The organism is Knoellia flava TL1, assembly GCF_000768675.1.
Lineage (GTDB): Bacteria > Actinomycetota > Actinomycetes > Actinomycetales > Dermatophilaceae > Knoellia > Knoellia flava.
Window position 1 is genome coordinate 35766 of the sequence record NZ_AVPI01000021.1, and the last position, 23296, is coordinate 59061.

25 protein-coding genes and 1 tRNA gene are annotated in these 23296 nt (G+C 71.9%); 12 read left to right on the forward strand and 14 right to left on the reverse strand.

Features of this window, described 5'->3' with window-relative positions; translation table 11 throughout:
- Window positions 1–26 precede the first annotated feature (26 nt).
- Genes rsgA through N798_RS08800 form a run of 3 tightly spaced genes read right to left on the reverse strand, consistent with a single transcriptional unit; the run spans window position 27 to window position 2879 of the window.
- Window positions 27–1055 carry a ribosome small subunit-dependent GTPase A gene (gene rsgA, locus N798_RS08790; RefSeq protein WP_035947830.1) on the reverse strand — a complete coding sequence of 343 codons (1029 nt, stop codon included), beginning with the start codon at window positions 1053–1055 and terminating at the stop codon, window positions 27–29.
- Window positions 1055–2353, reverse strand: a complete 1299-nt coding sequence (gene aroA / locus N798_RS08795; RefSeq protein WP_035947832.1) for a 3-phosphoshikimate 1-carboxyvinyltransferase — start codon at window positions 2351–2353, stop codon at window positions 1055–1057. The genes rsgA and aroA overlap by 1 nt, the downstream gene beginning before the upstream one ends.
- On the reverse strand, window positions 2340–2879 hold the full coding sequence (locus tag N798_RS08800) for a DoxX family protein (protein ID WP_035947833.1): 540 nt from the start codon (window positions 2877–2879) through the stop codon (window positions 2340–2342). Before N798_RS08800 ends, aroA begins: the two co-directional genes overlap by 14 nt.
- A 105-nt stretch (window positions 2880–2984) precedes the next feature.
- On the opposite strand from N798_RS08800, the gene N798_RS08805 reads away from it, so the two are divergent.
- Both N798_RS08805 and N798_RS08810 read left to right on the forward strand, forming a co-directional pair.
- Entirely contained in the window at window positions 2985–3827 is an 843-nt protein-coding gene (locus N798_RS08805; protein WP_035947835.1) for an SOS response-associated peptidase, read from the forward strand.
- A complete protein-coding gene (locus N798_RS08810; protein ID WP_052117089.1) occupies window positions 3824–4456 on the forward strand; it encodes an alpha/beta hydrolase family protein in 633 nt (210 codons plus the stop codon). Before N798_RS08805 ends, N798_RS08810 begins: the two co-directional genes overlap by 4 nt.
- Here the strand turns inward: N798_RS08810 and N798_RS18880 are convergent.
- On the reverse strand, window positions 4453–4785 hold the full coding sequence (locus tag N798_RS18880) for a ferritin-like domain-containing protein (protein WP_084100370.1): 333 nt from the start codon (window positions 4783–4785) through the stop codon (window positions 4453–4455). The genes N798_RS08810 and N798_RS18880 overlap by 4 nt on opposite strands.
- Window positions 4786–4946: 161 nt before the next feature.
- Here N798_RS18880 and N798_RS08820 point away from each other — a divergent pair, with 161 nt between their 5' ends.
- Window positions 4947–5573: a sigma-70 family RNA polymerase sigma factor gene (locus N798_RS08820; RefSeq protein ID WP_035947879.1), complete on the forward strand. Its 627-nt coding sequence runs from the start codon at window positions 4947–4949 to the stop codon at window positions 5571–5573.
- Window positions 5570–5875: a mycothiol system anti-sigma-R factor gene (gene rsrA / locus N798_RS08825; protein ID WP_035947838.1), complete on the forward strand. Its 306-nt coding sequence runs from the start codon at window positions 5570–5572 to the stop codon at window positions 5873–5875. Before N798_RS08820 ends, rsrA begins: the two co-directional genes overlap by 4 nt.
- A gap of 181 nt (window positions 5876–6056) precedes the next feature.
- On the opposite strand, the gene N798_RS18985 is transcribed toward rsrA, so the two are convergent.
- Complete coding sequence (locus N798_RS18985) at window positions 6057–6131, reverse strand: 50S ribosomal protein bL37 (RefSeq protein ID WP_009775747.1); 75 nt, start codon at window positions 6129–6131, stop codon at window positions 6057–6059.
- A 158-nt stretch (window positions 6132–6289) separates the two neighbouring features.
- On the opposite strand from N798_RS18985, the gene N798_RS18885 reads away from it, so the two are divergent.
- Genes N798_RS18885 through N798_RS08835 form a run of 3 tightly spaced genes read left to right on the forward strand, consistent with a single transcriptional unit; the run spans window position 6290 to window position 8977 of the window.
- A complete protein-coding gene (locus N798_RS18885) occupies window positions 6290–6421 on the forward strand; it encodes a hypothetical protein (RefSeq protein WP_268234553.1) in 132 nt (43 codons plus the stop codon).
- A 19-nt stretch (window positions 6422–6440) separates the two neighbouring features.
- Entirely contained in the window at window positions 6441–7688 is a 1248-nt protein-coding gene (locus N798_RS08830) for an HD-GYP domain-containing protein (RefSeq protein ID WP_229708438.1), read from the forward strand.
- Window positions 7685–8977: an HD-GYP domain-containing protein gene (locus tag N798_RS08835; RefSeq protein WP_035947840.1), complete on the forward strand. Its 1293-nt coding sequence runs from the start codon at window positions 7685–7687 to the stop codon at window positions 8975–8977. The genes N798_RS08830 and N798_RS08835 overlap by 4 nt, the downstream gene beginning before the upstream one ends.
- Before the next feature lie 91 nt (window positions 8978–9068).
- On the opposite strand, the gene sodN is transcribed toward N798_RS08835, so the two are convergent.
- Both sodN and N798_RS17780 read right to left on the reverse strand, forming a co-directional pair.
- Window positions 9069–9470: a superoxide dismutase, Ni gene (gene sodN, locus N798_RS08840; protein ID WP_035947842.1), complete on the reverse strand. Its 402-nt coding sequence runs from the start codon at window positions 9468–9470 to the stop codon at window positions 9069–9071.
- A 61-nt stretch (window positions 9471–9531) separates the two neighbouring features.
- Entirely contained in the window at window positions 9532–9897 is a 366-nt protein-coding gene (locus N798_RS17780) for a S24/S26 family peptidase (RefSeq protein ID WP_198030729.1), read from the reverse strand.
- A gap of 175 nt (window positions 9898–10072) precedes the next feature.
- On the opposite strand from N798_RS17780, the gene N798_RS08850 reads away from it, so the two are divergent.
- Window positions 10073–11236: an NAD(P)-dependent malic enzyme gene (locus N798_RS08850; RefSeq protein WP_035947845.1), complete on the forward strand. Its 1164-nt coding sequence runs from the start codon at window positions 10073–10075 to the stop codon at window positions 11234–11236.
- Window positions 11237–11265: 29 nt separating this feature from the next.
- Here N798_RS08850 and mmuM read toward each other — a convergent pair whose 3' ends face one another.
- The gene (gene mmuM, locus N798_RS08855) at window positions 11266–12150 is read right to left on the reverse strand and encodes a homocysteine S-methyltransferase (protein ID WP_035947846.1); all 885 of its coding nucleotides are present in this window, start codon (window positions 12148–12150) and stop codon (window positions 11266–11268) included.
- Between the two features lie 49 nt (window positions 12151–12199).
- Between mmuM and N798_RS08860 the strand changes: the two genes are divergently transcribed.
- Window positions 12200–13168, forward strand: coding sequence for a zinc-binding dehydrogenase (locus tag N798_RS08860; RefSeq protein WP_035947848.1), 969 nt, complete (start codon window positions 12200–12202; stop codon window positions 13166–13168).
- A gap of 18 nt (window positions 13169–13186) precedes the next feature.
- On the opposite strand, the gene N798_RS08865 is transcribed toward N798_RS08860, so the two are convergent.
- The 5 genes from N798_RS08865 to N798_RS08880 form a co-directional block, all read right to left on the reverse strand.
- The gene (locus N798_RS08865) at window positions 13187–13879 is read right to left on the reverse strand and encodes a GDSL-type esterase/lipase family protein (protein ID WP_035947850.1); all 693 of its coding nucleotides are present in this window, start codon (window positions 13877–13879) and stop codon (window positions 13187–13189) included.
- A gap of 3 nt (window positions 13880–13882) precedes the next feature.
- A complete protein-coding gene (locus N798_RS18360) occupies window positions 13883–14059 on the reverse strand; it encodes a DUF6104 family protein (protein ID WP_188450360.1) in 177 nt (58 codons plus the stop codon).
- A gap of 73 nt (window positions 14060–14132) precedes the next feature.
- Window positions 14133–18038 (reverse strand): multifunctional oxoglutarate decarboxylase/oxoglutarate dehydrogenase thiamine pyrophosphate-binding subunit/dihydrolipoyllysine-residue succinyltransferase subunit, encoded by a 3906-nt coding sequence (locus N798_RS08870; protein WP_035947853.1) that lies wholly within the window; start codon window positions 18036–18038, stop codon window positions 14133–14135.
- Between the two features lie 248 nt (window positions 18039–18286).
- Window positions 18287–19087: an ABC transporter permease gene (locus tag N798_RS08875; RefSeq protein ID WP_035947855.1), complete on the reverse strand. Its 801-nt coding sequence runs from the start codon at window positions 19085–19087 to the stop codon at window positions 18287–18289.
- Window positions 19087–20064, reverse strand: coding sequence for an ABC transporter ATP-binding protein (locus tag N798_RS08880; RefSeq protein WP_035947856.1), 978 nt, complete (start codon window positions 20062–20064; stop codon window positions 19087–19089). The genes N798_RS08875 and N798_RS08880 overlap by 1 nt, the downstream gene beginning before the upstream one ends.
- Before the next feature lie 164 nt (window positions 20065–20228).
- Between N798_RS08880 and N798_RS08885 the strand changes: the two genes are divergently transcribed.
- Entirely contained in the window at window positions 20229–21569 is a 1341-nt protein-coding gene (locus tag N798_RS08885) for a hemolysin family protein (RefSeq protein ID WP_035947857.1), read from the forward strand.
- Window positions 21566–22603 carry a hemolysin family protein gene (locus N798_RS08890; protein ID WP_035947858.1) on the forward strand — a complete coding sequence of 346 codons (1038 nt, stop codon included), beginning with the start codon at window positions 21566–21568 and terminating at the stop codon, window positions 22601–22603. The genes N798_RS08885 and N798_RS08890 overlap by 4 nt, the downstream gene beginning before the upstream one ends.
- A 108-nt stretch (window positions 22604–22711) precedes the next feature.
- On the opposite strand, the gene N798_RS08895 is transcribed toward N798_RS08890, so the two are convergent.
- A tRNA-Arg gene (locus tag N798_RS08895) sits at window positions 22712–22786 on the reverse strand.
- Between the two features lie 74 nt (window positions 22787–22860).
- Between N798_RS08895 and N798_RS08900 the strand changes: the two genes are divergently transcribed.
- The gene (locus N798_RS08900; RefSeq protein ID WP_229708328.1) at window positions 22861–23295 is read left to right on the forward strand and encodes a response regulator; all 435 of its coding nucleotides are present in this window, start codon (window positions 22861–22863) and stop codon (window positions 23293–23295) included.
- Window position 23296 lies beyond the last annotated feature (1 nt).

Genomic DNA, 23296 nt, shown 5'->3' on the forward strand with positions numbered 1-23296 from the left:
CAAAATCGCAATAGGTCGCGGTGGGCTCAGTCGCCCTTCTCGGGCGTGCGCGCGCGCAGCAGCCGGCGCAGCGACTCCAGCCGGGAGGGCCCGGCAGGACCGGCGTGTCCCTCGGCGACCCACGCGTCGAGGGCGCACTCCTCCTCGTCGTGGCTGCAGCCGCGTGGGCAGTTGTCCGTTCCGGCCTCGAGGTCGGGGAAATGGGTGATGATGCGCTCCGGCTCGACGTGCGCGAGCCCGAACGAGCGGATGCCGGGGGTGTCGATGACCCAGCCGTCGCCTCCGGGCAGCCGGAGCGCGACCGCGGACGTGCTCGTATGCCGTCCGCGCCCGGTGACGTCGTTGACCACCCCGGTGGCGCGGTACGCGTCGGGGACGAGGGCGTTGACGAGGGTGGACTTGCCGACACCCGAGTGGCCCACGAGGACGCTGACCCGCCCCCGGAGGGCGTCGCGCAGTCCGTCGAGGCCGTCGGTGCCGGCGGGGCCCCGCGTCGCCGTCACGACCGCCGGAACCTCGAGCGGGGCATAGCTGCTGAGGAACGGTCCCGGGTCGGCGAGGTCGGCCTTGGTGAGCGCGAGCAGGGGTGACATGCCCGCGTCGTAGGCAGCCACGAGGCAGCGGTCGATGAGGCGTGGGCGAGGCTCGGGGTTGGCCAGGGCCGAGACGACGACGAGCTGGTCTGCGTTGGCCACGATGACGCGCTCGACGGGGTCGGTGTCGTCGGCGGTGCGGCGCAGCAGCGTGCGCCGCGGCTCGACCCGCACGATGCGGGCGAGCGCGTCGGGGCTGCCCGAGACGTCGCCGACGAGGGCGACGTCGTCGCCGACGACGATGCCCTTGCGGCCGAGCTCGCGGGCGCGCATGGCGAGAACGACGCGCTCGTCGTCGTCGGTCCCCATGAGGACGGTGTAGCGGCCACGGTCGACCGCGGTCACCATGCCGGGGACGGCGTCGAGGTGGGCGGGCCGGTCCTTCGAGCGAGGGCGGCTGCCCCGCTTGTTGGGACGGATACGGACGTCCGACTCGTCGTAGTCGCGGGGGGAGCGCGCCATCAGGCGGTGCGCCCCTGGGCCGTGGTCTCACCGAGCATCGTCGTCCACAGGTCGACGAACGTCGGCAGCGTCTTGGCGACGGTCCCGGGGTCCTCGAGGACGAGGCCCGGCACGGCGAGACCGAGCACCGCTCCCGCCATGACCATCCGGTGGTCGCCGTAGGTGGAGAACCGGGCGGGGGAGAGCGGCCGGGGCGCGATGTGCAGCCCGTCCTCGGTCTCGTCGACCTCGACCCCGAGGGCGCCCAGCTCGCGAGCGAGGGCGGCGAGGCGATCGGTCTCGTGGCCTCGGATGTGGGCGACCCCCCGGATCCGGGTCGGGCCGTCGGCAAGGGCGGCCAGGGCGGCGACGACGGGGGTGAGCTCGCTCGCGTCGTGCAGGTCCAGGTCGACACCCGTGAACCCGTCGACGGCGCTGACCGTGAGCCCGTCGCGGGCGAGGACGACGTCGGCGCCCATCTCGTCGAGGATGTCGCGGATGTCGTCGCCGGCCTGGGTCGTGTGCTGGGGCCAGCCGGGGACGCGGACCCGGCCGCGGGTGACGAGGGCGGCGGCGAGGAAGGGCGCGGCGTTGGAGAGGTCGGGCTCGACCTGCACGTCGAGGGGGTTGAGCGGTCCCGGCTCCACCCGCCACGTGTCGGGCTCGCCGTCGTCGACGTCGGCACCGACGTCGCGCAGCGCCTCGACGGTCATCTCGATGTGGGGCTGGCTCGGGACGGGCGGCCCCGCGTGGCGGATCGTCACGCCGTCGTCGTAGTGCGCGCCCGAGAGGAGCAGGGCCGAGACGAACTGCGAGGAGGCCGACGCGTCCAGGGTCACGTCCCCGCCGCGGACTGACCCGGTGCCGCGGACCGTGAAGGGAAGGGTGCCGCGCCCGTCGTCGTCGACGTCGACGCCGAGGGCGCGCAGGGCGCCGAGGGCCGGACCCATCGGGCGGGTGCGTGCGTGCTCGTCACCGTCGAAGGAGACGGCGCCGTCGGTGAGGGCGGCGAGCGGCGGGACGAAGCGCATGACGGTGCCGGCGAGGCCGCAGTCGATGCTGGCACTCCCGCGGGCGGAGCCGGGGGTGACGAGCCAGTCGCCTTCGTCGACGTCCTCCACCGAGACGCCGAGGGCGCGGAGTGCGTCCGCCATGAGCAGGGTGTCGCGGGACCTCAGGGGAGCCCGAAGGCGCGAGACACCCCCAGCCCGGGCGGCGAGGACGAGGAAGCGGTTGGTCAGCGACTTGCTCCCGGGGAGCGCGACAGTGGCGTCGACCGGCCCCTCGGCCGTCGGGCAGGTCCAGTCAGCCGAGGGCATTCTGCGCCTGGGCCGCCTTGAGTCGGGCCTCGCGTCGGGCGGCCCTGGCGGCGTGCCGGGCCTCGCGCTTGGTCGTGTGGACGGTGCGCTGCGCGCTCGCCCCGGCCTTGCGGGCGCGGTAGGCGAGGCTGGGCCGCCCGTCGGTGTCGACGGCGGCGAGAAGGAGGCCGCCGAGGAGCCCGAGGTTCTTGAGGAACTGCACGCGCTGCTGGGCGCGCTTCTGCGGGTCGGACTCGTTCCAGAAGGGGTGCGCCGCGAGGGTCGTCGGCACGAGGGAGCCGGCGAGCAGAGTCGACGCGATTCGCGGGACGTGACCGGTGGCGAGGAGCGCGCCGCCGCCGACCATGGCGACGCCGTTGGCTCGCACGAGCAGCTCGGGGTCGTCGGGCAGCCCCGCCTTCGAGGCCTGGTCGAGCAGCGGCCGGGCGGCCTTGACCTTGGCCCCGGGGTGCTTGAGCTGGTCGAGCCCCCCGACGACGAACATGGCGGCGAGCATGGGACGGGCAACACGACGCACGAGCGACATGCGTCCTCCTCACGGGTCGGGACGGATCTGGACCTGCTCCTACCGTAGTTGGTGCCCCTGCCTCCGTGTCGTTGCGTGTCAGCGCTGCTGCGTAGATTGAGCAGCATGTGCGGGCGCTACGCGGCCACGGCCAACCCAGACGAGCTGACCCTCGAGTTCGCGGTCGACGAGGACCGCACGGCCGACCCCACCCGCAGCGTGCTCGCCAATCCCCAGTCCCCGGCGCCCGGCACGCCCGACCACAACATGGCGCCGACCAAGCAAGCGCCGGTCGTCCTCACCCGCGCGCCGAGGGGGGAGGAGGGTGGCGCCCCCACTTGCCAGCTGCGGCTGCTCACGTGGGGGCTCGTCCCCAGCTGGTCCAAGGACCCGAAGGCGGGTGTCCGGATGATCAATGCCCGCGCCGAGTCGGTCCTCGAGAAGCCCGCCTACGCCAAGGCGGCCGCCCGTCGCCGCTGCCTCGTCCCGGCTCGGGGGTGGTACGAGTGGCAGGTCTCTCCGACCGCGACCGACGCCAAGGGGAAGCCGCTCAAGCAGCCCTTCTTCACCTCGCGCGACGACGGAGCCAGCTGCGCGTTCGCCGGTCTCTACGAGTTCTGGCGCGACCCCGCCGTTGTCGACAGCGACGACCCCGACGCGTGGCTCACGACCTTCACGATCCTCACCACCGAGGCCGAGCCGGGTCTCGACCGGATCCACGACCGCCAGCCGCTGGTCCTCGAGCCCGGGCAGTGGGCGGACTGGCTCGACCCCGAGCTCACCGACCCCGGGCACGTCGCCGACCTCCTGCGTGGTGGGCCGCCCGGACGCTTCACGGCATACCCCGTCTCGCGGGCGGTGAGCAGCAACCGCTCCAACGGTCCGCAGCTCCTCGACCCTCTGCCCGAGTCGGAGCTGCGCGGTGTCGTCGACCCGATGACCGGCGAGATCATCGGTGGGACGGCGTGACCGGCCGACGGCTCGTGGAGGTCGAGACACCCCTCGGCCCCGCGCACGCCCACGTCGAGCGCCCGGTGCGTGCGCTCGGCACGGTCGTCCTCACCCACGGCGCGAGCGGCCGGCTCACCGGGGGCGACCTCCTGGCGGTGCGCGACGGCCTCGTCGCCGCCGGATGGGCGGTCGCCTTCGTCCAGCAGGCGTGGGGCGTCGCAGGACGTCGTATGCCGCCGCGTCCCGTCCCACAGGACGAGGCCTGGCTGCCGGTGGTCGAGGCGCTGCGCACCGGTCGGGGACGCCTCCCGGGCCCGCTCGTCCTGTCGGGCAAGAGCAACGGCGCCCGGGTCGCGTGCCGGACCGCGTCCGACCTCACGACAGACGGCGTGTTGTGCCTGTCGTTCCCGCTCCACCCCCCGGGGCGCCCCGACGTGTCCCGGGCCGGCGAGCTCCGCCTGCCGGTCACCGCGGGCATCCCGCTCCACGTCGTGCAGGGCGAGAGCGATCCGTTCGGCACCCCGGGTGAGGTGCGCGCGGCGCTCGACGACCCGGCATACGTCACGGCGGTGAAGGGTGAGCACACGATCAGGGCGACGGGTCCGCTCGTCGAGGCTGCCTGCGCGTTCGTCGCGACGGTTCTCTAGCCGGCGCTGAGCATGCCGCCGGCGACCTCCGGTGCACGCGCGTCGTCCGGGTCGTCCTGCGGCTCACGCGCGAGGTGCTCCTCGACCTGGAACCAGTCGGTGCCGGTCCGCTTGGTGATCGTGACGCTCCAGTCGGGGTCGAGCATGTAGCGGACCATCATCATCGCGTGGTTGCGCTCCTCGACGCTCTGGGCGTAGAAGCGCTCCGCGAGGCGGGGGAGGTCGAGGTCGTCGAACCACACGGCGATGGCGATGTACTGCTGGCTGGCCGTGAACTCGTGGCGGACCTGCTCGCCGAGGAGGGTGATGAAGGAGGGTTCGGCTCGCATGCGCATGAGCGAACGGTTCCCAAGGGAATGGCGCCGCCCGTACACATGTTGAATCGTGCGTCCACGTGCCACCCCAGTGGCGCACCCACGTGTCGAGAGGTCTGCCCGTGCTCGTGCTGCACACGACGTCCCCCGCCGAGACGGGTCTAGGCTGGAGTGCGATGACGACACCACAGACGACATCGGACGACATGACCGTCGACGTCGCGACCGAGACCCCCGCCGAGCGCCAGGCCCGCTTCGAGGCCGAGGCGCTTCCGCTCCTGGACCAGCTCTACGCCGCGGCGCTGCGCACGACGCGCAACCCCGCCGACGCCGAGGACCTCCTCCAGGAGACGTACGCCAAGGCGTTCGCGGCGTTCCACCAGTACAAGCCGGGCACCAACCTGCGCGCCTGGATGTACCGCATCCTCACCAACACCTACATCAACACCTACCGCAAGAAGCAGCGCGAACCCCAGCAGTCCGACGCCGCCGACGTCGAGGACTACCAGCTCGTGCGCGCCGAGTCGCACACGAGCTCGGGCCTGAAGTCGGCCGAGGCCGAGGCGCTAGACCACCTCCCGGACTCCGAGATCAAGCGGGCCCTGCAGGACCTGCCCGAGGACTTCCGGATGGCGGTCTACCTCGCGGACGTCGAGGGCTTCGCCTACAAGGAGATCGCCGAGATCATGGGCACGCCCATCGGCACCGTGATGTCGCGGCTGCACCGCGGCCGGCGCCAGCTGCGCGAGATGTTGACCGAGTACGCCGCCGAGCGCGGCTTCGGCAAGGAGGTCTCGTCATGAACGAGAGGCACCAGGAGGTCGCGGACCCCGGCCCGACGTCGCACGTCGAGTCGCACGCCGAGTGCTCCGAGGTCCTGCACCGGATCTACGAGTACCTCGACGGCGAGATGCAGCCGGCCGACGTCGCACGGGTCGCGCAGCACCTCGAGGCGTGCGGACCGTGCCTGAGCGAGCACGACCTCGACCGGGCCGTCAAGGAGGCCGTGCGACGCTCGAGCGTGAGCGAGCAGGCCTGCCCGGACGCGCTCCGCGTGCAGATCCGCCAGCGGATCACGATGGTCCGCCTCGAGCTCGACGGCTGACGGACCGGAACCCGGTCGGTCGCGGCGGCGCCTCGGACCGGCCGGACCGAACGCCGGGTCGACCCGGCGCCGCCTCGCGGCGTGAGGACGGGCTGGCCCGTTCGGGCTGGTCACGAGGCGGACACGACGAAGGGGCGACCACCAAGCGGTGGTCGCCCCTTCGTCGTCTGGTGCGCTGTGCTCAGGCGTTGGGCTTGCGGCCGTGGTTGGCCTTGTTGCCCTTGCGCGAGCGGCGCTTGCGGGCGCGCTTGCTCATGGGAGCTCCTCGAGATCGGGGGTGAGGGCGTGAACAGAGGGCCTCACGGACCCTCGGAAATCACTCGTCTGCTCCATTGTCGCACATGCGGTCACAGTGGGAGACTAGACTGATATGACTAGCCGGCTTCCCTGGTCGGCTTCCAGAAAGGTCTCCCCATGCGCACTCTCCGTCTCGTCGTCGCGGCCGTCGTCGTCGCTGCCGTCTCCGCCCTCGGCGCCAACGCCGCTCAGGCCGAGGCCGCTCCCTCCCGTGGCACCGTCATCCAGCTCGACGGCTGGCAGTGGTAAGCCGCATCCTCCTCGAGTGATGCCGGAGTCTTCGACTCCGTTGCTGGCGCGGTACGGCACGCCGATCTACATCGGCGTGACCGTACTCGGCGCCGTGGGTCTGGCCCTGGTGTGCCACCACCTCTACGGGTGGCCTCCTGAGTGGCTCCCTCTCGGCCTGCTGGCGTTCATCGGGGCACTGACCTGGTGGCTGCCGTCGACGTCGAGTGACGGGCTGATCCATTTCACCGCCGACAACGTCGTCGTCCTGGCCGCGATCCCCATCGTGGGCCCGGTCGGCGCCGGTGTCGTCGGGCTTGTCATGGCCGCACTGGCGCGCCGTCGTATCGCCCTGCATCGACGCGTTTTCAACATGGCCATGGCGTCCGCGTCCGCGATGGTCGGGGGCATCGCCTACGACCTCGCCGGCGGGTCGCTGTCCGTGGGCGAGCTCCATGGGGTCATGCCCCTCATCCTTCACGTGGGCCTGCCTATCGTCGTGGCCGACGCGGCCAACCTGCTCGCCAACGCGGGCCTCGTCGCGGGCGTGGTCCGGCTCTCGGCCGGCGTGCCGTTCCGCCTCCAGCTGCTCGACATGCTCACGAGCTCGGGTCTGACCCAGTTCGCCTACGGTGTCGTCGCGTTCGTCGTCATCGTCATGTGGCTGCCTGGCGACCTCGGTCCCGTCGCCGTCCTCGTCGGGCTCGCCCCGCTCGCCGGTGCCCGCTGGGCGCTGCTCCAGTACGGCGAGGAGCGCGAGGCGCGTGAGCGTGCGCTCGGCGCCCTCGTCGCCGCGATCGAGACGCGGGCACCCGAGCTCGAGGGCCACAGCGCCCGGGTCTCGGCCATGGCCGCGGGCATGGCTCAAGAGCTCGGGCTGCGGCCGAAGGAGGTGGCCGACGTGCGCACCGCCGGGCTGCTCCACGACCTCGGCACGGTCGTCGTCGCTCCCGGACAGGAAGGCGCGGACCACGAACGCAGCGCCGTCCTGCGCGGTGCGGCCATGCTCCAGGACCTGCCCTTCCTCGCGGGCGCGTCCGCCGTGCTCGAGCAGGTCGCGCACGCCGGGCCCCACCAGGCAGCACCGACGCTCGCCGCCGAGGTCGTCCGGGTTGCGGACGACTTCGACCTCCTCATGCACGGTGACGGGCTCGGCCCGGCCGAGGCGATGGAGCTGCTGCGCTCCCGCCCGACCATGGTCGAGGCCGACCGCGTGCTCGCGGCCCTGTCACGGACCCAGCGCGCCCACGACGACGGGCCGGCGCCCGACCCGATGGTGGCGACATGAACCGTCACCGGCTCGAGTCCCTCGTCCTCGGCCTCGGTGCCCTCGCGCTCCTCTGGTCGGTCGTCAGCGCGAGCGACGAGCTGCTCGAGGCGCTCGGGCAGCACACGGCGGTCATCGTCGCCTTCCTCCTCGCGATCACCGTGGGGGAGCTCTTCCGCGTCGGTATGCCGTCCGGCCGGATCGCTGCCCCCGTCGCCACCGGCTCGGGCATCGCCCTCGCCGTCCTCGGCCCTGTCTGGGGTCACGACGTCTTCGACGTGCCGGCCGGGGTCGTCACCCTCGTCGTCGCGACCGGCCTCGGGCTGGCCCAGGTCCTGCGCGCCGCGATGCGGCGCCCGACGCAGTGGTACCTCGTCGCCGCCCGCACCGTCGGTGTCGCCATCACCGCGGCGCTCATGCGCGTGGGCTTCATCGACGGCGAAGGGGTGTGGGCCTGGCAGCTCGACAGCGAGCGCGAGGCCTGGCTCATCGCCGTCGTCATGATGGGCGCCGCGGCCGCCGGCCTGTACGCCGACATCGTCCTCACCGCGCTCGTGCAGTCGGAGCGGTGGGAGCTGCCCGCCGCGACGACGCTGCGCGACGAGCTCGGCGAGGCGCAGGCGCTCACCGTCGGTGTCATCGCCGCCGGCCCGCTCGTCGCCTTCCTCGCGCCCGTCATCGGGCTGGCCGCGCTCCCTCTGGGCCTGTTGCCGATGGTCCTCACCTACATCGCCGTGCGGCGCTACGCCGCCAACCGCGCGACCTACCGGCAGACGATCGCGGCCCTCTCGCGACTCACCGAGGCCGCGGGCTACACGCCCGCAGGGCACGCCTCACGGGTGGCCTCCCGCTCGGTCGCCATCGCGCGTTCGATGGGGCTGCATGCCGACGCGATCCAGCAGCTCGAGTACGCCGCGCTGCTCCACGACCTCGGACAGGTCGGCCTGCGCTCGCCGATCCCCGACGGCGCCACCGTCCTCGCCGCGCCGGACGACCAGCGGCGCATCGCGTCCGAGGGGGCGCGCATCGTGCGGCGCACCGAGGTCCTCGACACCGTCGCCGACCTCATGGAGCGGCAGACCACGCCCTTCCGCCACGTGCGTGAGTGGGGCGAGGAGGTCCCGCTCGCGAGCCGCATCATCAAGGTCGCCAACGCCTTCGACGACTTCTCCCACGGCCGCGCCGACGCCCCCTCCGTCGAGGCCGCACTCGAGCGGATCCACCTCGGGCTCGGCTACGAGTACGACCCCGAGGTCGTCGAGGCACTCATCCGCACGATCCCCGCGCCGAGCGCGCTCACCCTGCGCTAGGGGACGGCACCGTCGGGGACGGGCGGACGGCATACGAGAGGGCCCCGGCGCGCGGCGCGCCGGGGCCCTTCGTTCGTGCTGCGGAGGGGCGTCAGCCCTTCTTGGTCTCCTTGAAGATCGCGTCGATCTCGTCGATCTTCGCGAGCAGCTCGTCGGCCTTGCCGGCGTCGAGCTCACCCTTGGTGCCCGAGGCGCCCGCAAGCTTGGTCGCCTCGTTGATGAGGGTGTGCAGGTTGGGGAACTTCTCGAAGTGCGGCGGCTTGAAGTAGTCGGTCCACAGCACCCACAGGTGGTGCTTGACGAGCTCCGAGCGCTGCTCCTTGATGAGGATGGCGCGGGTCCGGAAGTCCGGGTCGTCGTTGTCCGCCACCTTGGCGATGATCGCCTTGATCGACTCCGCCTCGATGCGGGCCTGGGCGGGGTCGTAGACGCCGCAGGGCAGGTCGCAGTGGGCGCTGACGTCGGTGACGCTGAAGAGTGCGGGGAAGCGCATGAACGGTCCCTTTCGTTGGGCGGGTGTTCGGCCACTTCCCAACCTACAACGCGGTGCTCACCTATCGAGCGGGCGTATGCCGTCCGCCCACCCGGCGCGGTCGCGGGCGCAGCCGTGCGCGCACCACCGCGACGACGTCTTCTTCGGCGATCGAGCCGACGTCGAAGGACGTCACCCCCTCGCGCGGGTTGTCGGAGTCGAGCCACCACCGGGTCGGATCGCCGGGGTCGGTGCCCGTCACGCGCTTGACCGACAGCGGGCGCGGGCGGCCCCAGGAGTCGTTGGGCAGGCGCACGACCGCGACGTCCCCGGCCTCCACGCGGGCACCCCACAGGGCCAGGAGGACGTCACCCTCGTGGAGCGTCGGCTCCATCGACCGGCCGCTCACCCGCACGAGGCGGGGGCGGGGGAGGCGCGGTCGGGACACGCGCCGATTGTGGCACTGCACACGCGGCAAGCCGCTGTCGCGGTGCCGGGGACCGTGCGAGGATGAGCGGGCGCGGCACACCTCCCGCCCCTCGCCGTCCCGCACCTGGGACGTGGTTCGACCCGCCGGCCCCGCGCCGGTCGTGGCACCTGTTCCGAATGTTGGGAGTTCCCTCATGTCCGCGTCCCCGCTGTACCCGAGCTTCGACTTCGAGGGCCCGGTGTTCCGTGCCCACGAGGGCGGCAAGCTCGGCGTACACGCCACGCAGCCACTGAGGGACAGGGACGACCTGTCACTGCTCTACACCCCCGGCGTCGCCGACGTCTGCCGCGCCATCGCCGAGGACCCCTCGCTGTCGGCGCGCTACACCGCGCGGCGCAACACCGTCGCGGTCGTCACCGACGGCACCGCGGTGCTGGGGCTCGGTGACATCGGACCGCTGGCCGCGATGCCGGTGATGGAGGGCAAGGCGATCCTCTTCAAGCACTTCGGCGAGATCGACGCCGTGCCCGTCTGCATGGAGACGGGCAGCGTCGACGAGCTCGTCGAGGCCGTCGCGCGGATCGCTCCGTCCTACGGCGGCATCAACCTCGAGGACATCTCGGCGCCGCGCTGCTTCGAGATCGAGGAGCGGCTCAAGGAGCGCCTCGACATCCCCGTCTTCCACGACGACCAGCACGGCACCGCCATCGTCGTCCTCGCCGGGCTCATCAACGCCGCCACGGTCGTCGACCGTCCGCTCGCCGACCTGCGGGTCGTCGTCGCGGGTGCCGGTGCGGCCGGCGTGGCGGTGACCGGGCTGCTCCAGCGCGCCGGTGTGCGCGACGTCGTCGTGTGCGACTCGCGCGGCATCATCTCGCCGTCGCGGGCCGACCTCACCGGCCACAAGCACCGCATCGCGGCCTCGACCAACCCGCGCGGGCTCTCGGGCCAGCTGTCGACTGCCCTCGTCGACGCCGACGTCTACATCGGCGTCTCGGGCGGGACGGTGCCGGAGGCCGACGTGGCTCGGATGGCGCCGCGCTCGATCATCTTCGCGCTCGCGAACCCCGACCCGGAGGTCCACCCCGACGTCGCGCACCGTCACGCCGCCGTCGTCGCCACCGGGCGCTCCGACTTCCCCAACCAGATCAACAACGTCCTCGCCTTCCCCGGGATCTTCCGCGGCGCGCTCGACTCCGGCGCGAGCCAGATCACCGAGGCGATGAAGATCGCCGCGGCCGAGGCGATCGCCGCGATGGTGCCGAAGCCGACGGCGGAGGAGATCGTGCCGAGCGTTTTCGCACCGGGGGTGGCCGCCACCGTCGCCGCCGCCGTCGCGCGTCTCGCCGGCGGCTGAGGGTGCCCGCGGCGGTCCGCTGCCGCTGCTCAGGCGCTGACGGCGTCCGCGATGCTGCGGACGCCGTCGGCGTCGATGCCGCAGCACCCGCCGACGAGCGAGGCGCCGCTGTCGCGCCATCCCTGCACCGTCGCCGCGGGAAAGGTCGACGTGCCGTCGGCGGTCCAGGCCTTGATGCGGGCGTCGTAGGTCGCGCCGGCGTTCGGATAGACGACGAAGGGCACGCTCGCGCTCGCCGACTCGAGGAGGGCGTCGACGTGCTGCGGCGCTGTGCAGTTCACGCCCACGGCGACGGCGCTCGGGCCGACGACGGTGGCCGCCTCGGCGAAGGGTGCGCCGCCGGTGACGCGCGCGCCCTCGGTCGCCGAGAACGAGACCCAGTAGGGCAGCTCAGGTGCCAGCTCCTCGAGGAGCTCGACCACCACCTCGGCCTCGAGGACTTCGGGGATCGTCTCGACGGCGACGACATCCGGCTCCGCGGCGACGAGTCGCTCGAGACGCCGCCCGTGGAAGTCGCGCAGCCGCGCACGGCTCACGTCGGGGTAGCCGGTGTACTCCGAGCCGTCGGCGAGGTGCGCGCCCCACGGCCCGACCGACGCAGCCACGAGCGCGCGGTCGCCGGCGGCCTCGCGGGCCAGATGCACCGAGGCGTCGAGGTCGGCGTCGCACTGCACGTCGGTGAGGCCGGCGGCGCGGTAGCCGGCGTGGCTCGCCTGGTAGGAGGCGGTGATGACGACCTGCGCCCCGGCATCGACGAAGCCTCGGTGCGCGGCGACGATCTCGTCAGGTGCCTCGCGCAGGAGCCGGGCCGACCAGAGCAGGCCGGAGAGGTCGTGTCCCCGCGCCTCGAGAGCGGTCGAAAGGCCACCGTCGAGGACGAGGGGACCGACGGCGAGCTGCTCGACGATGGTCATCGCCACATCGTCTCACCAGTGGCAGGAGCGTCTGGATAGGGTCGAGCCCATGCTCGCCGCCTACGCCGTGTCGCAGTCCTCCGACGACCCTCTGTCCGGTCTCGAGGTGGGGGAGCGCCCCGACCCCGAGCCCCGCGAGGGATGGACCGTCGTCGACCTGAGGACGAGCGCCCTCAACCACCATGACGTGTGGTCGCTGCGCGGCGTCGGACTGCCGGCAGACCGGCTGCCGATGGTGCTCGGGTGCGATGGCGCAGGGACCGACGAGGACGGCAACGAGGTGCTCGTCCACGCGGTCGTGCCCTCCGACGGGTGGCGCGGCGACGAGACGCTCGACCCTCGCCGCACGCTCCTCTCCGAGCTGCACGACGGCACCCTCGCCACCAAGGTCGCCGTCCCGCGCGCCAACCTCGTGCCCAAGCCCGCCGAGCTGAGCTGGGAACAGGCCGCGTGCCTCCCGACCGCATGGCTCACGGCATACCGGATGCTCTTCACGAACGCGGGGGTGCAGCCCGGCGCGACGGTCCTCGTCCAGGGAGCGGCCGGCGGCGTCGCGACCGCGCTCGTCCAGCTCGGCGCCGCTGCCGGACTGCGCATGTGGGTGACGAGCCGTGACGGCGCCAAGGGCGAGCAGGCGGTCGCGCTCGGCGCAGACCGCGCGTTCGGCTCGGGGGAGCGGCTGCCCGACCGCGTCGACGCCGTCATGGAGACCGTCGGCGCCGCGACGTGGTCGCACTCGGTCAACTCGCTGCGTCCCGGCGGGACGATCGTCATCTCGGGTGCGACGTCGGGCGACGCCCCGGCCAAGGCCGAGCTGACGAAGATCTTCTTCAAGCAGCTGCGCGTCGTCGGCTCGACGATGGGCACCCGCGACGAGCTCGAGCGGCTCGCCGCGTTCGTCGTCGCCAGCGGCATCGAGCCGCTCGTCGACTCGGTGATGCCGCTGGCGGACGCGCGCGAGGGCTTCGCTCGCATGGTCGAGGGTCAGGTGACCGGCAAGGTCGTCTTCACGAGCTGAGCCGGTGCCCGGGCGGGCTCAGATCTGCAGCCACTCGTTCCAGCCGTTGTGCAGGACGAGCCAGGCGATGAGCCCGTAGCCGGCCTGTCCCGGGTGGTGACCGTCGCGGCTCGCCGCGAGCTCTGCGCGCCACTGGTCGTGGCCGAGGAGCGGCCGGTAGCAGTCGACGAACGGCACCGAGCGCCGCGAGCACACGTCGGCCTGCGCCTCGACGAGGATCGCCAGCTTCTCGTTGAAGGCCGGGTCGCTGCTCGGCGGCGGGCTCACGACGAACGTCGAGACGCCGTTGCTCGCCGCCTCGTCGAGGATGTTGGCGAGGTTGAGACGGTGGCGCGCGAGGGTCACGCCGGCGGCGATGTCGTTGGCGCCGACCGAGACGACGAGGCGGCGCTCGCCCCGGTCCTTCCAGCGCGGCGGGCACTCGGTGTGCCAGCGTGTGAGGACGTCGCCGCTCGTCTGTCCGCGGACGCCGAGGTTGTATGCCGTGAGCTCGAGGTCGGGGTGCGACGTGCGTCCCACGACCCGCGTCACCCAGCCCTGACCCTTGGGGTCGCCGACACCGGCGACCATCGAGGCACCCATGAAGACGACGGCGACGTCGCGCGGGCCCTCGCTGGGGACGCTGAAGGCTGCGCTCGGGCGGAACTCGAGGTCGGAGCCGTCACCCTCCTCGGGGGCCGTCTGGCCGGGGGCGGTGTGGTCGTTGCTCATCGGTCACTCGTCCTCGTCGTCGAGCCGGGCCAGCCAGGTCGCGAGCCGTTCGACGGGGGTCTCGAAGTCGGGGTTGAGGTCGACGAAGGTCCGCAGCTGCTCGGCGAGCCAGGCGAACGTGACCTCCTCGTCGCCTCGCCGCGTCTCGAGCTCCTCGATCCCTCGGTCGGTGAAGTACACGTCGAAACCCTAACGCGCAGCAGCGGCCCCGTCCGTGAGGACGGGGCCGCTGCGGGCGTGCTGTGTCAGACGGTCAGCGGGTGAAGGCCGCCGCCACGAGCTCGGCCTGCTCGGCCTGGTGCTTCTTGGTCGAGCCGGTCGCCGGCGACGCGGACGCCTTGCGCGAGAGCACCCGCAGCGGGCGCTGGACGCCGAGGTCGGCGAGTGCGGTCGGCAGGTTGAGCGCGAGGAACGGCCAGGCGCCCTGGTTCTGCGGTTCGTCCTGCACGACGACGAGCTCGGCCTCGGGGTACTTCTCGAGCTCGGTCGCGAGCTCCTGCGCGGGCAGCGGGTAGTACTGCTCGAGCCGCAGGATGGCTGTGCGGGTGTCGCCGCGCTTGGTGCGCTCGGCCTCGAGCTCGTGGACGGCCTTGCCGGCGGCGAGGAGCACCCGGTCGACGTTGCCGCTCGTCGCACCCTCGCGGTCGGGCAGGACCGGACGGAAGCCGCCGGTCGTGAAGTCCTCCGGCATGCTCGACGCGGCCTTGAGGCGCAGCATCGACTTCGGCGTGAAGACGATGAGCGGGCGGCGAGGACGCGCGTAGGCCTGGCGGCGCAGCAGGTGGAAGTACGACGCGGGGGTCGACGGGTAGGCCACCGTCATGTTGTCCTCGGCGCACATCTGCAGGAAGCGCTCGATGCGGGCCGACGAGTGGTCCGGACCCTGCCCCTCGTAGCCGTGGGGGAGGAGCAGGACGACCGAGCTGCGCTGGCCCCACTTCTGCTCCGAGCTGCTGATGAACTCGTCGACGATCGTCTGCGCCCCGTTGAAGAAGTCGCCGAACTGCGCCTCCCACAGCACGAGCGCGTCGGGGCGCTCGACGGAGTAGCCGTACTCGAAGCCCATCGCCGCGAACTCGGAGAGCAGCGAGTCGTAGACCCAGAAGCGGCCCTGGCCCTCGCCGAGGTAGAGCAGCGGCGTCCACTCGAGCGCGGTGTTCTTGTCGATGAGGACGGCGTGGCGCTGGACGAAGGTGCCACGGCGGCTGTCCTGACCGGCGAGGCGGACGGGCGTGCCGTCCTTGAGGAGCGAGCCGAAGGCGAGCAGCTCTCCGGTGGCCCAGTCGATGCCGCCTTGGCTGATGCTCGCGACCCGCTTCTCGAGCATCTGCTGGAGCTTGGGGTGCACCGTGAAGCCCTGCGGCGGGTTGGCGAAGACCTCGCCGATCGCCTTGAGCTCCTCGGGCGAGATCGCCGTCTCAGTGGACGAGCCGGTCGTCGCGTCCGCGGTCTGCGCGGTCGGCGGCTCGAGGCCGGTGTGACCCTCGACGTCGGTGCCGGTGTAGCTGTCGTCGGCGGCCTTGGCGGCCTGCGCCTCGCTCTCCTTGAGCGCCTCCTTTGTCTCGACGAAAACCCGCTCGAGCTGCTGCTGGTAGTCGCGCAGCGCGGCCTCGGCGTCCTCGACCGTGATGTCGCCACGGCCGATGAGGGACTCGGTGTAGAGCTTGCGGACGCTGCGCTTGGCCTCGATGAGGTTGTACATGAGCGGCTGCGTCATCGACGGGTCGTCGCCCTCGTTGTGGCCGCGGCGGCGGTAGCAGACCATGTCGATGACGACGTCCTTGGCGAACTCCTTGCGGAACTCGTAGGCGAGCTCGGCGACGCGGACGCAGGCCTCGGGGTCGTCTCCGTTGACGTGGAAGATCGGCGCCTGGATCATCCGGGCGACGTCGGTGGAGTAGGTCGACGAGCGGGACGAGCTCGGCGACGTCGTGAAGCCGACCTGGTTGTTGATGACGACGTGCACGGTGCCGCCGGTGCGGTAGCCACGCAGCTGCGAGAGGTTGAGCGTCTCGGCGACGACGCCCTGGCCCGCGAACGCCGCGTCACCGTGGAGGAGGACGGGCAGGACGGTGAAGTCCTCGCCGGCGAGGTCGAGGCGGTCCTGCTTGGCCCGGACGATGCCCTCGAGCACGGGGTTGACGGCCTCGAGGTGCGAGGGGTTGGCGGCGAGGTAGACCTTCGTCGTCGCGCCTCCCTCGGCGGTGAAGGTGCCCTCGGTGCCGAGGTGGTACTTGACGTCGCCGGAGCCCTGGACGGACTTGGGGTCCTGCTTGCCCTCGAACTCGCGGAAGATCTGTCCGTAGGACTTGCCCGCGATGTTGGCGAGGACGTTGAGACGACCCCGGTGCGGCATGCCGATGCACACCTCGTCGAGCTCGTCCTCGGCGGCGCGCGACAGGACGCGGTCGAGCAGGGCGATGACGGACTCGCCACCCTCGAGCGAGAAGCGCTTCTGGCCGACGAACTTCGTCTGGAGGAAGGTCTCGAACGCCTCCGCCGCGTTGAGCTTGCGCAGGATCCGCAGCTGCTCCTCACGGGTCGTCTTGGCGTAGCCGACCTCGATCTTGGACTGGATCCACTCGCGCTGCTCGGGGTCCTGGATGTGCATGTACTCGACACCGATGCTGCGGCAGTAGCTGTCGCGCAGGATGCCGAGGATCTTGCGGAGCTTGAGGAAGGGCTCGCCGCCGAAGCCGCCGGTCGCGAAGTAGCGGTCGAGGTCCCACAGCGTGAGGCCGTGGCTCGTGACGTCGAGGTCCTGGTGGCGACGCTGCTTGTACTCGAGCGGGTCGGTGTCGGCCATGAGGTGGCCGCGCACGCGGTAGGCGTGGATGAGCTCCTGGACGCGCGACACCTTGTTGATGTCGTCGTCGTGCGAGGCCGAGATGTCCTGGACCCAGCGCACCGGCTCGTAGGGGATCCGCAGGCTCTCGAAGATCTCGTCGTAGAAGCCGTTCTCGCCGAGGAGCAGCTGGTGGACGACGCGCAGGAACTCACCGGACTGGGCGCCCTGGATGATGCGGTGGTCGTAGGTGCTCGTCAGCGTGAGGATCTTGGAGACGGCGTTGCGGTTGAGCGTCTCGTCGCTCGCGCCCTGCCACTCGGCGGGGTAGTCCATCGCGCCGACGCCGATGATCGCGCCCTGACCGGCCATGAGTCGCGGGACCGAGTGGACCGTGCCGATGCCGCCGGGGTTGGTGAGCGAGATCGACGTGCCCTGGAAGTCCTCGACGGTGAGCTTGCCGCCGCGGGCCTTCTTGACCATCTCCTCGTATGCCGTCCAGAAGTGCGCGAAGTCCATCGTCTCCGCGGCCTTGATGGACGGGACGAGGAGCTGACGGCTGCCGTCGGGCTTCTCGAGGTCGATGGCGAGGCCGAAGTTCACGTGGGCCGGCGTGATGAGGACCGGCTTGCCCTTGTCGTCGGTGCCGAAGCCGGCGTTCATCGCCGGCATCGCGCCGAGGGCCTTGACGACGGCGAAGCCGATGAGGTGGGTGAAGCTCACCTTGCCGCCGCGCGAGCGGGCGAGGTGGTTGTTGATGACGATGCGGTTGTCGACGAGGAGCTTGGCCGGCACCGCGCGCACCGACGTCGCGGTTGGCACGGAGAGCGAGGCCTCCATGTTGGTGACGACCCGGGCGCTCGCACCGCGGATCGGGGAGGTCTCGGGAGCGTTGACCGCACCGTCGCTCTTCTTCGGGGAGGCGTCGCGCGGCGTGGGGGTCTCCGACCGCGTCCCCGCCTCGGGCGGCGTCTCCGCCTTGGCGGGCGCCACCTTGTCCTCGGCCTTCGGGGCCTCGGCCTTGGGCGTCGCCGCCGTCGGGGCCTCGGCCTTCGGCGTCTCAGCCTTCGGGGCCTCGGTCTTGGGCGTCTCTGCCTTCGGGGCCGCCTGCGTGGAGGCCTTGGCCTGGGGGGCCACCTGCTTCGGCGCCTCGGCCGTGCCGGACCGGGCCTCGGGCTTCTGCGCCTTCGGCGCGTCAGCCGCCTTGGCGGCTGCGCCGTTGGCCGCGCTGGGGTCGTAGTCCGCGAAGAACTCCCACCACGCCTTGTCGACCGAGTTCTTGTCCTTCTTGTACTGCTCGAAGAGCTCGTCCACCAGCCATTCGTTGGGGCCGAAGGCGGTCAGGGGGTCGCTCGAAGCGGGCTGGTCAGGCACGGCGTATACGCCTCTTTCTGCGGTGTCGACATCGACGTTCACGTGTCCGCCCAGCCTATCTCTCCACCGCTGCCGTGCGAGCGAGGGTCCACCGCCGCCGCGGACCCGTCACCGGAGGGCCCCGACGGCGAGAACGAGCCGGTATGCCGGGTGGCTCGCACCCGGCATACCGGCCCTGTCGCTTCCGTACCCCACCGCGGGGGGAGCCGGCCCCTGAACCCGGCCCACGCACCCGCGGTGGGGAGGTCCTAGGAGATGTCCTGCCGGACGGTCCGCCACGTGCCGAAGGCGCTGAGCGCCGCGGCGTAGGCCGTGAGCACGAGGGCCGCGGCCCACCAGCTGAGCGGCTGGGCCGCGTCGGGGCCGTTCTGGGTGACGCCGTCGACCATGGCGTTGGTCGCCTGGCTCGGGAAGTAGGGGACGACCCCCTTGAGCGCGTCGACGAAGGAGAGCCCGAGGCCGAGCAGCGGCTCGACGATCCACGCGACACCGACGCCGACGAGGATCGCCGCGACCTGGTTGGGGATGAGGATGCCGACGCCGAGCCCGATGAGCGCCCAGAGTCCGAGCGCGAGCAGGCTCAGCGCCAGCGTGCGCACGACCGAGCCGGAGGGGAAGGGGTCGATGTCGCGCAGCGACAGGACGATCGCCCCGACCGACACCGAACCGAGCAGGCTGACGAGGCCGTAGGCGGCGCCGATGCCGAGCAGCGCGACGATCTTGGCGCCCATCGCCTGGACGCGCCTCGGTGTCGAGAGCAGGGTCGAGCTGATGGTCTTGTGCCTGTACTCGGCGCCGATCTGGAGGATGCCCACGGTGAGGAGGAGCAGGTAGCCGACACTGAGCCCGGCCGTGTAGACGGAGTTGACGATCTGGGTGTCACTGCCCTGGATTCCGGTGGCGCCGGAGGCCATCGCCTCCTCGGAGGTGAAGGCCCAGCCGAAGAAGCCGGCGAAGAGGGCGCCGGCGACGAAGATGCCGATGGCCATGCCCCACCAGAGGCGGGTCGTGAAGAACTTGAGGAACTCGGACTTGATGGCGGCGCCCATCACTCGTTCGCCCCTTCCTGGCCGGAGACGGCATCGGCCTCGACCGGCGTCGCGCCGGCGCCGAGGTTGCGGTTGGTGCCCTCGGTGAGCTCGAAGTAGAGCGCCTCGAGGTCGGCCCTGCGGGGGCGGAGCTCCCAGATGGGGAGTCCGGCGCGCAGCGCGACGTCGCCGACGAGCCGCATGTCGGTCGTCTCGGCGACGAGCTCGCCGTCACGGCCCGGGGTGCTCGTGACGTCGGCGACACGCAGGGCGCCCGCGAGCTGGTCGGCGTCCGACGTGCGCACGATCGTCGACGGCGCACCGCGCAGCTGCGCCATGGGACCGGAGCGGACGAGCCGTCCGTTGGCGATGATGACGACGTCGTCGACGGTCTGCTCGACCTCCTGGAGGAGGTGGCTCGACACGAGGATGGTCTTGCCCTGGCTGCTGAGGTGGCGCAGGAAGCCGCGCAGCCAGCGGATGCCCTCGGGGTCGAGGCCGTTGGACGGCTCGTCGAGGATGAGGACGCGCGGGTCGCCGAGCAGGGCTGCGGCGAGGCCGAGGCGCTGGCGCATGCCCATGGAGTACTCACCGGCGCGCTTGCGTGCGGCCGCGGGGATGCCGGTGAGCTCGAGGAGCTCGTCGACCCGGCTCATCGGCAGGCCGCCGGCTGCGGCAAGCACGCGCAGGTGGTCGCGCCCGCTGCGGCCGGGGTGGAAGTTCGTCGCCTCGAGGGCGGAGCCGACCATCGACTGGGGGTGGTCGAGGTCGCGGTAGTCGCGCCCGTCGATCGTCGCGGTCCCCGAGGTGGCGTGGACGAGCCCGAGCAGCATGCGCAGGGTCGTCGTCTTGCCGGCGCCGTTGGGGCCGAGGAAGCCGGTGATCCGGCCCGGCTCGACGGTGAAGGAGAGGCGGTCGACGGCGGTGAAGGAGCCGAAGGTCTTGGTGAGGTCCCGCACCTCGATGGGCGCGCCCTGCGGCGTCGCGGCCGTGCTCATCGAGATCCACCCCCCGTGGTCAGGTGTGTGGCCATGCCCGAAGTCTTCCAGCCCCACCCGACGGGAGGGTCAACCGCACGGTGGAGTCGGCGTCCCTCCGGAGGATGACTCGCGTCGCCGCGGGTCGCCGGCGCGCGTCCGGCCCTGCCTAGGATGACTGCACTATGACCGAGTGGTTGCTCGTCCTCGCCGGCGTCGCGCTGACCCTGGGGACCGCCCTGTTCGTCGCCGCCGAGTTCGCCCTCGTCGCCCTGGACCGGCCGTCGGTCGAGAAGGCCGTCGAGCGCGGGGACGGTCGGGCGCGCACGGTGCTCACCTCGCTGCGCCGCCTGTCCACCCAGCTCTCGGCGTCGCAGGTCGGCATCACGCTGACGACGCTGGTCCTCGGCTTCCTCGCCAACCCCTCGATCGGTGCGCTGCTGCGCGGTCCGCTCGAGTCATCAGGTCTCGGTGAGCCGCTCGCCGCCCGCGTCGCCTCGGTGCTCGCGATGGTCGTCGCGACGGTCTTCTCGATGATCGTCGGCGAGATGGTGCCCAAGACCCTGGCGATCTCGACGCCGCTGTCGACGGCCAAGCTCGTGGCCACGCCGGTCCGGTGGTTCGCCCTGGCCTTCGCGCCCATGATCGCCGTCCTCAACGGCACCGCCAACGCCGCGCTCCGCGCGCTCGGTGTCGAGCCGCAGGAGGAGCTCTCCGCCGCGCGCAGCCCGGCTGAGCTCGCCTCGCTCGTCCGGACGTCGGCCGAGGCCGGGACGCTCGACGTCGGGACCGCCCGGCTCGTCACGGCCTCACTCGGCTTCGGCGCCCAGACCGCCGCCGACGTCATGACCCCGCGCTCGCGGGCCACCGCGATCGACCGGTCGGCCTCGGCCCGTGAGTGCGTCGAGCTCGCCCGCCAGACCGGGCACTCCCGCTTCCCGGTCATCGACGACGATTGGGACGACGTCGACGGGGTCGTCCACGTCAAGAAGGCGATCGCCGTGCCGCACGACCGCCGTGACGACGTGCCGGTGTCGGCGCTCATGACCCCGCCGCTCGTCGTCCCCGAGACGATCCGCCTCGACCCACTGCTCATCCACCTGCGGGACAGCGGCCAGCAGTTCGCCATCGTCGTCGACGAGTACGGCGGCACGTCCGGTGTCGTCACCCTCGAGGACCTCGTCGAGGAGATCGTCGGCGAGGTGTCCGACGAGCACGACCGCAGCCAGACCACGGGCCGACGGATGACCGACGGCTCGTGGAGCGTGCCGGGCCTGTGGCGCCCCGACGAGGTCAAGAGGCGCACCGGGATCGACATCCCCGAGGGGCCGGCATACGAGACCGTCGCCGGCTTCGTCATGTCGGAGCTGGGACGCGTGCCGGCCGTCGGTGAGGTTGTCGAGCTGCCCGGATGGCGGATCACCGTCGTCGACATGGAGGCCAGGCGGGTCGACCGGCTCCGGTTCACGCCCGTCGAGGAGCCCGCCGCAGACGTGGAGCACGACGATGAAGGGGCGCCCGCATGAGCGCCGGCACCATCCTCGTCACGGTCGTCCTGCTCCTCGCCAACGCCTTCTTCGTCGGAGCCGAGTTCGCGGCCATGTCCGCCCGACGCAGCCAGCTCGAGCCGCTGGCCGAGGAGGGGAGCCGGGGGGCTCGCGCGGCGCTGGACGCGATGTCCCGCACCGGGATCCTGCTCGCGACGGCACAGCTCGGGATCACCGTCTGCTCGGTCCTCCTCGGCGCCGTGTCCGAGGCCGCGCTGCACCATGCCCTCGTCGGGCCGGTCGAGGCGCTCGGTGCGCCCGAGGCGTTGGCCGACGTCCTCGCGCTCGTCATCGCGCTGCTCGTCGTCGTGTTCCTCCACGTCGTCGTCGGCGAGATGATCCCCAAGAACATCTCGATCGCCACCCCGGAGCGGGCGGCGATCGCCCTCGTGCCGGCGCTCGTCGTCGTCTCGCGGGTCGTCAGGCCGGTCATCTCCGCCATGGACTGGGTGTCGAAGCTCCTCGTGCGTGCCCTGGGCGTCGACCCCAAGGACGAGCTCGCCTCCGCGTTCACCGCCGAGGAGGTCGCGCAGATCGTCTCCGAGTCGCACAAGGAGGGCCTGGTCGAGCCCGAGCAGTACGGCCTTCTCGGCGCCGCCCTCGAGTTCAGCGACAAGGACGCGCGAGACGTCGGCGTCCCGGTGGGGGAGCTCGTCACGATCGGGCTAGAGACCACGCCCGACGACATCGAGCGGCTCGTCGCCCGGCACGGGTTCTCGCGCTACCCGATCGCGGACCGCGACGGCACCCTCACCGGCTACCTGCACCTCAAGGACGTCCTCTTCGCCGACGAGGAGGAGCGGCTCCAGCCGGTGCCCGCCAAGCGCGTGCGGCGGATGGCCAACGTCCGCCGGGACGATGAGGTCGAGTCGGTGCTCGCGACGATGCAGCGCACCGGGTCGCACCTCGCGCGGGTCGTCGCCGACGACGGAGAGGTGCTCGGCGTCGTCTTCCTCGAGGACGTCATCGAAGAGCTCGTCGGAGAGGTCACCGACTCCAGCCAGCGCGGCTGACCCCCGCCGGCGCTCTCACTCCGGTCGAGCGCCTGGTGCTTCTGCCGTGGGCAGTGAAGACGAGAGACCCGGAACGCGCTTCCGCGCAATCCAGGTCTCTCGTCTCGATGGTGCCCCCGGCAGGATTCGAACCTGCGCTCCCGCCTCCGGAGGGCGGTGCTCTATCCCCTGAGCTACGGGGGCTCACGGTGTCCGAATGATGACGATTCGGCCCGTTACGGGACGCTCAGGGAGGGTAGCAGCCTAGAGTTCCGTTCATGGAATCAGGGCCGTCCACGGTGGCAGTCACGCCGCCTCCCCTGGTCCTCGTGTGCGACGACATCGAGCCGATCCGCGACATCATCCGGATCAACCTCGAGCTCGAGGGTTTCGACGTCCTCGAGGCCGTCGACGGGCACGAGGCGATGAGCCAGCTCATCGACCCCTCGGCTCGCGTGCCCGACGTCATCCTGCTCGACGCGCAGACCCCGCGGCGCGACGGCTGGTGGGCCATCGCCGCCATCAGGTCGCACCCGCGCCTCGTCGACGTGCCGACGATCCTCGTCACCGCCTCGACCTCGGCCCACGACCGCAGCGAGGCCGCGCTCGCGGGCTTCGACGCGTTCGTCGCCAAGCCCTTCGACCCGGTGGAGCTCGTCGAGGTCGTCTCACGGCTCGCGGCCCACGGACGGCCCCCCGAACCGGCCCAATAGA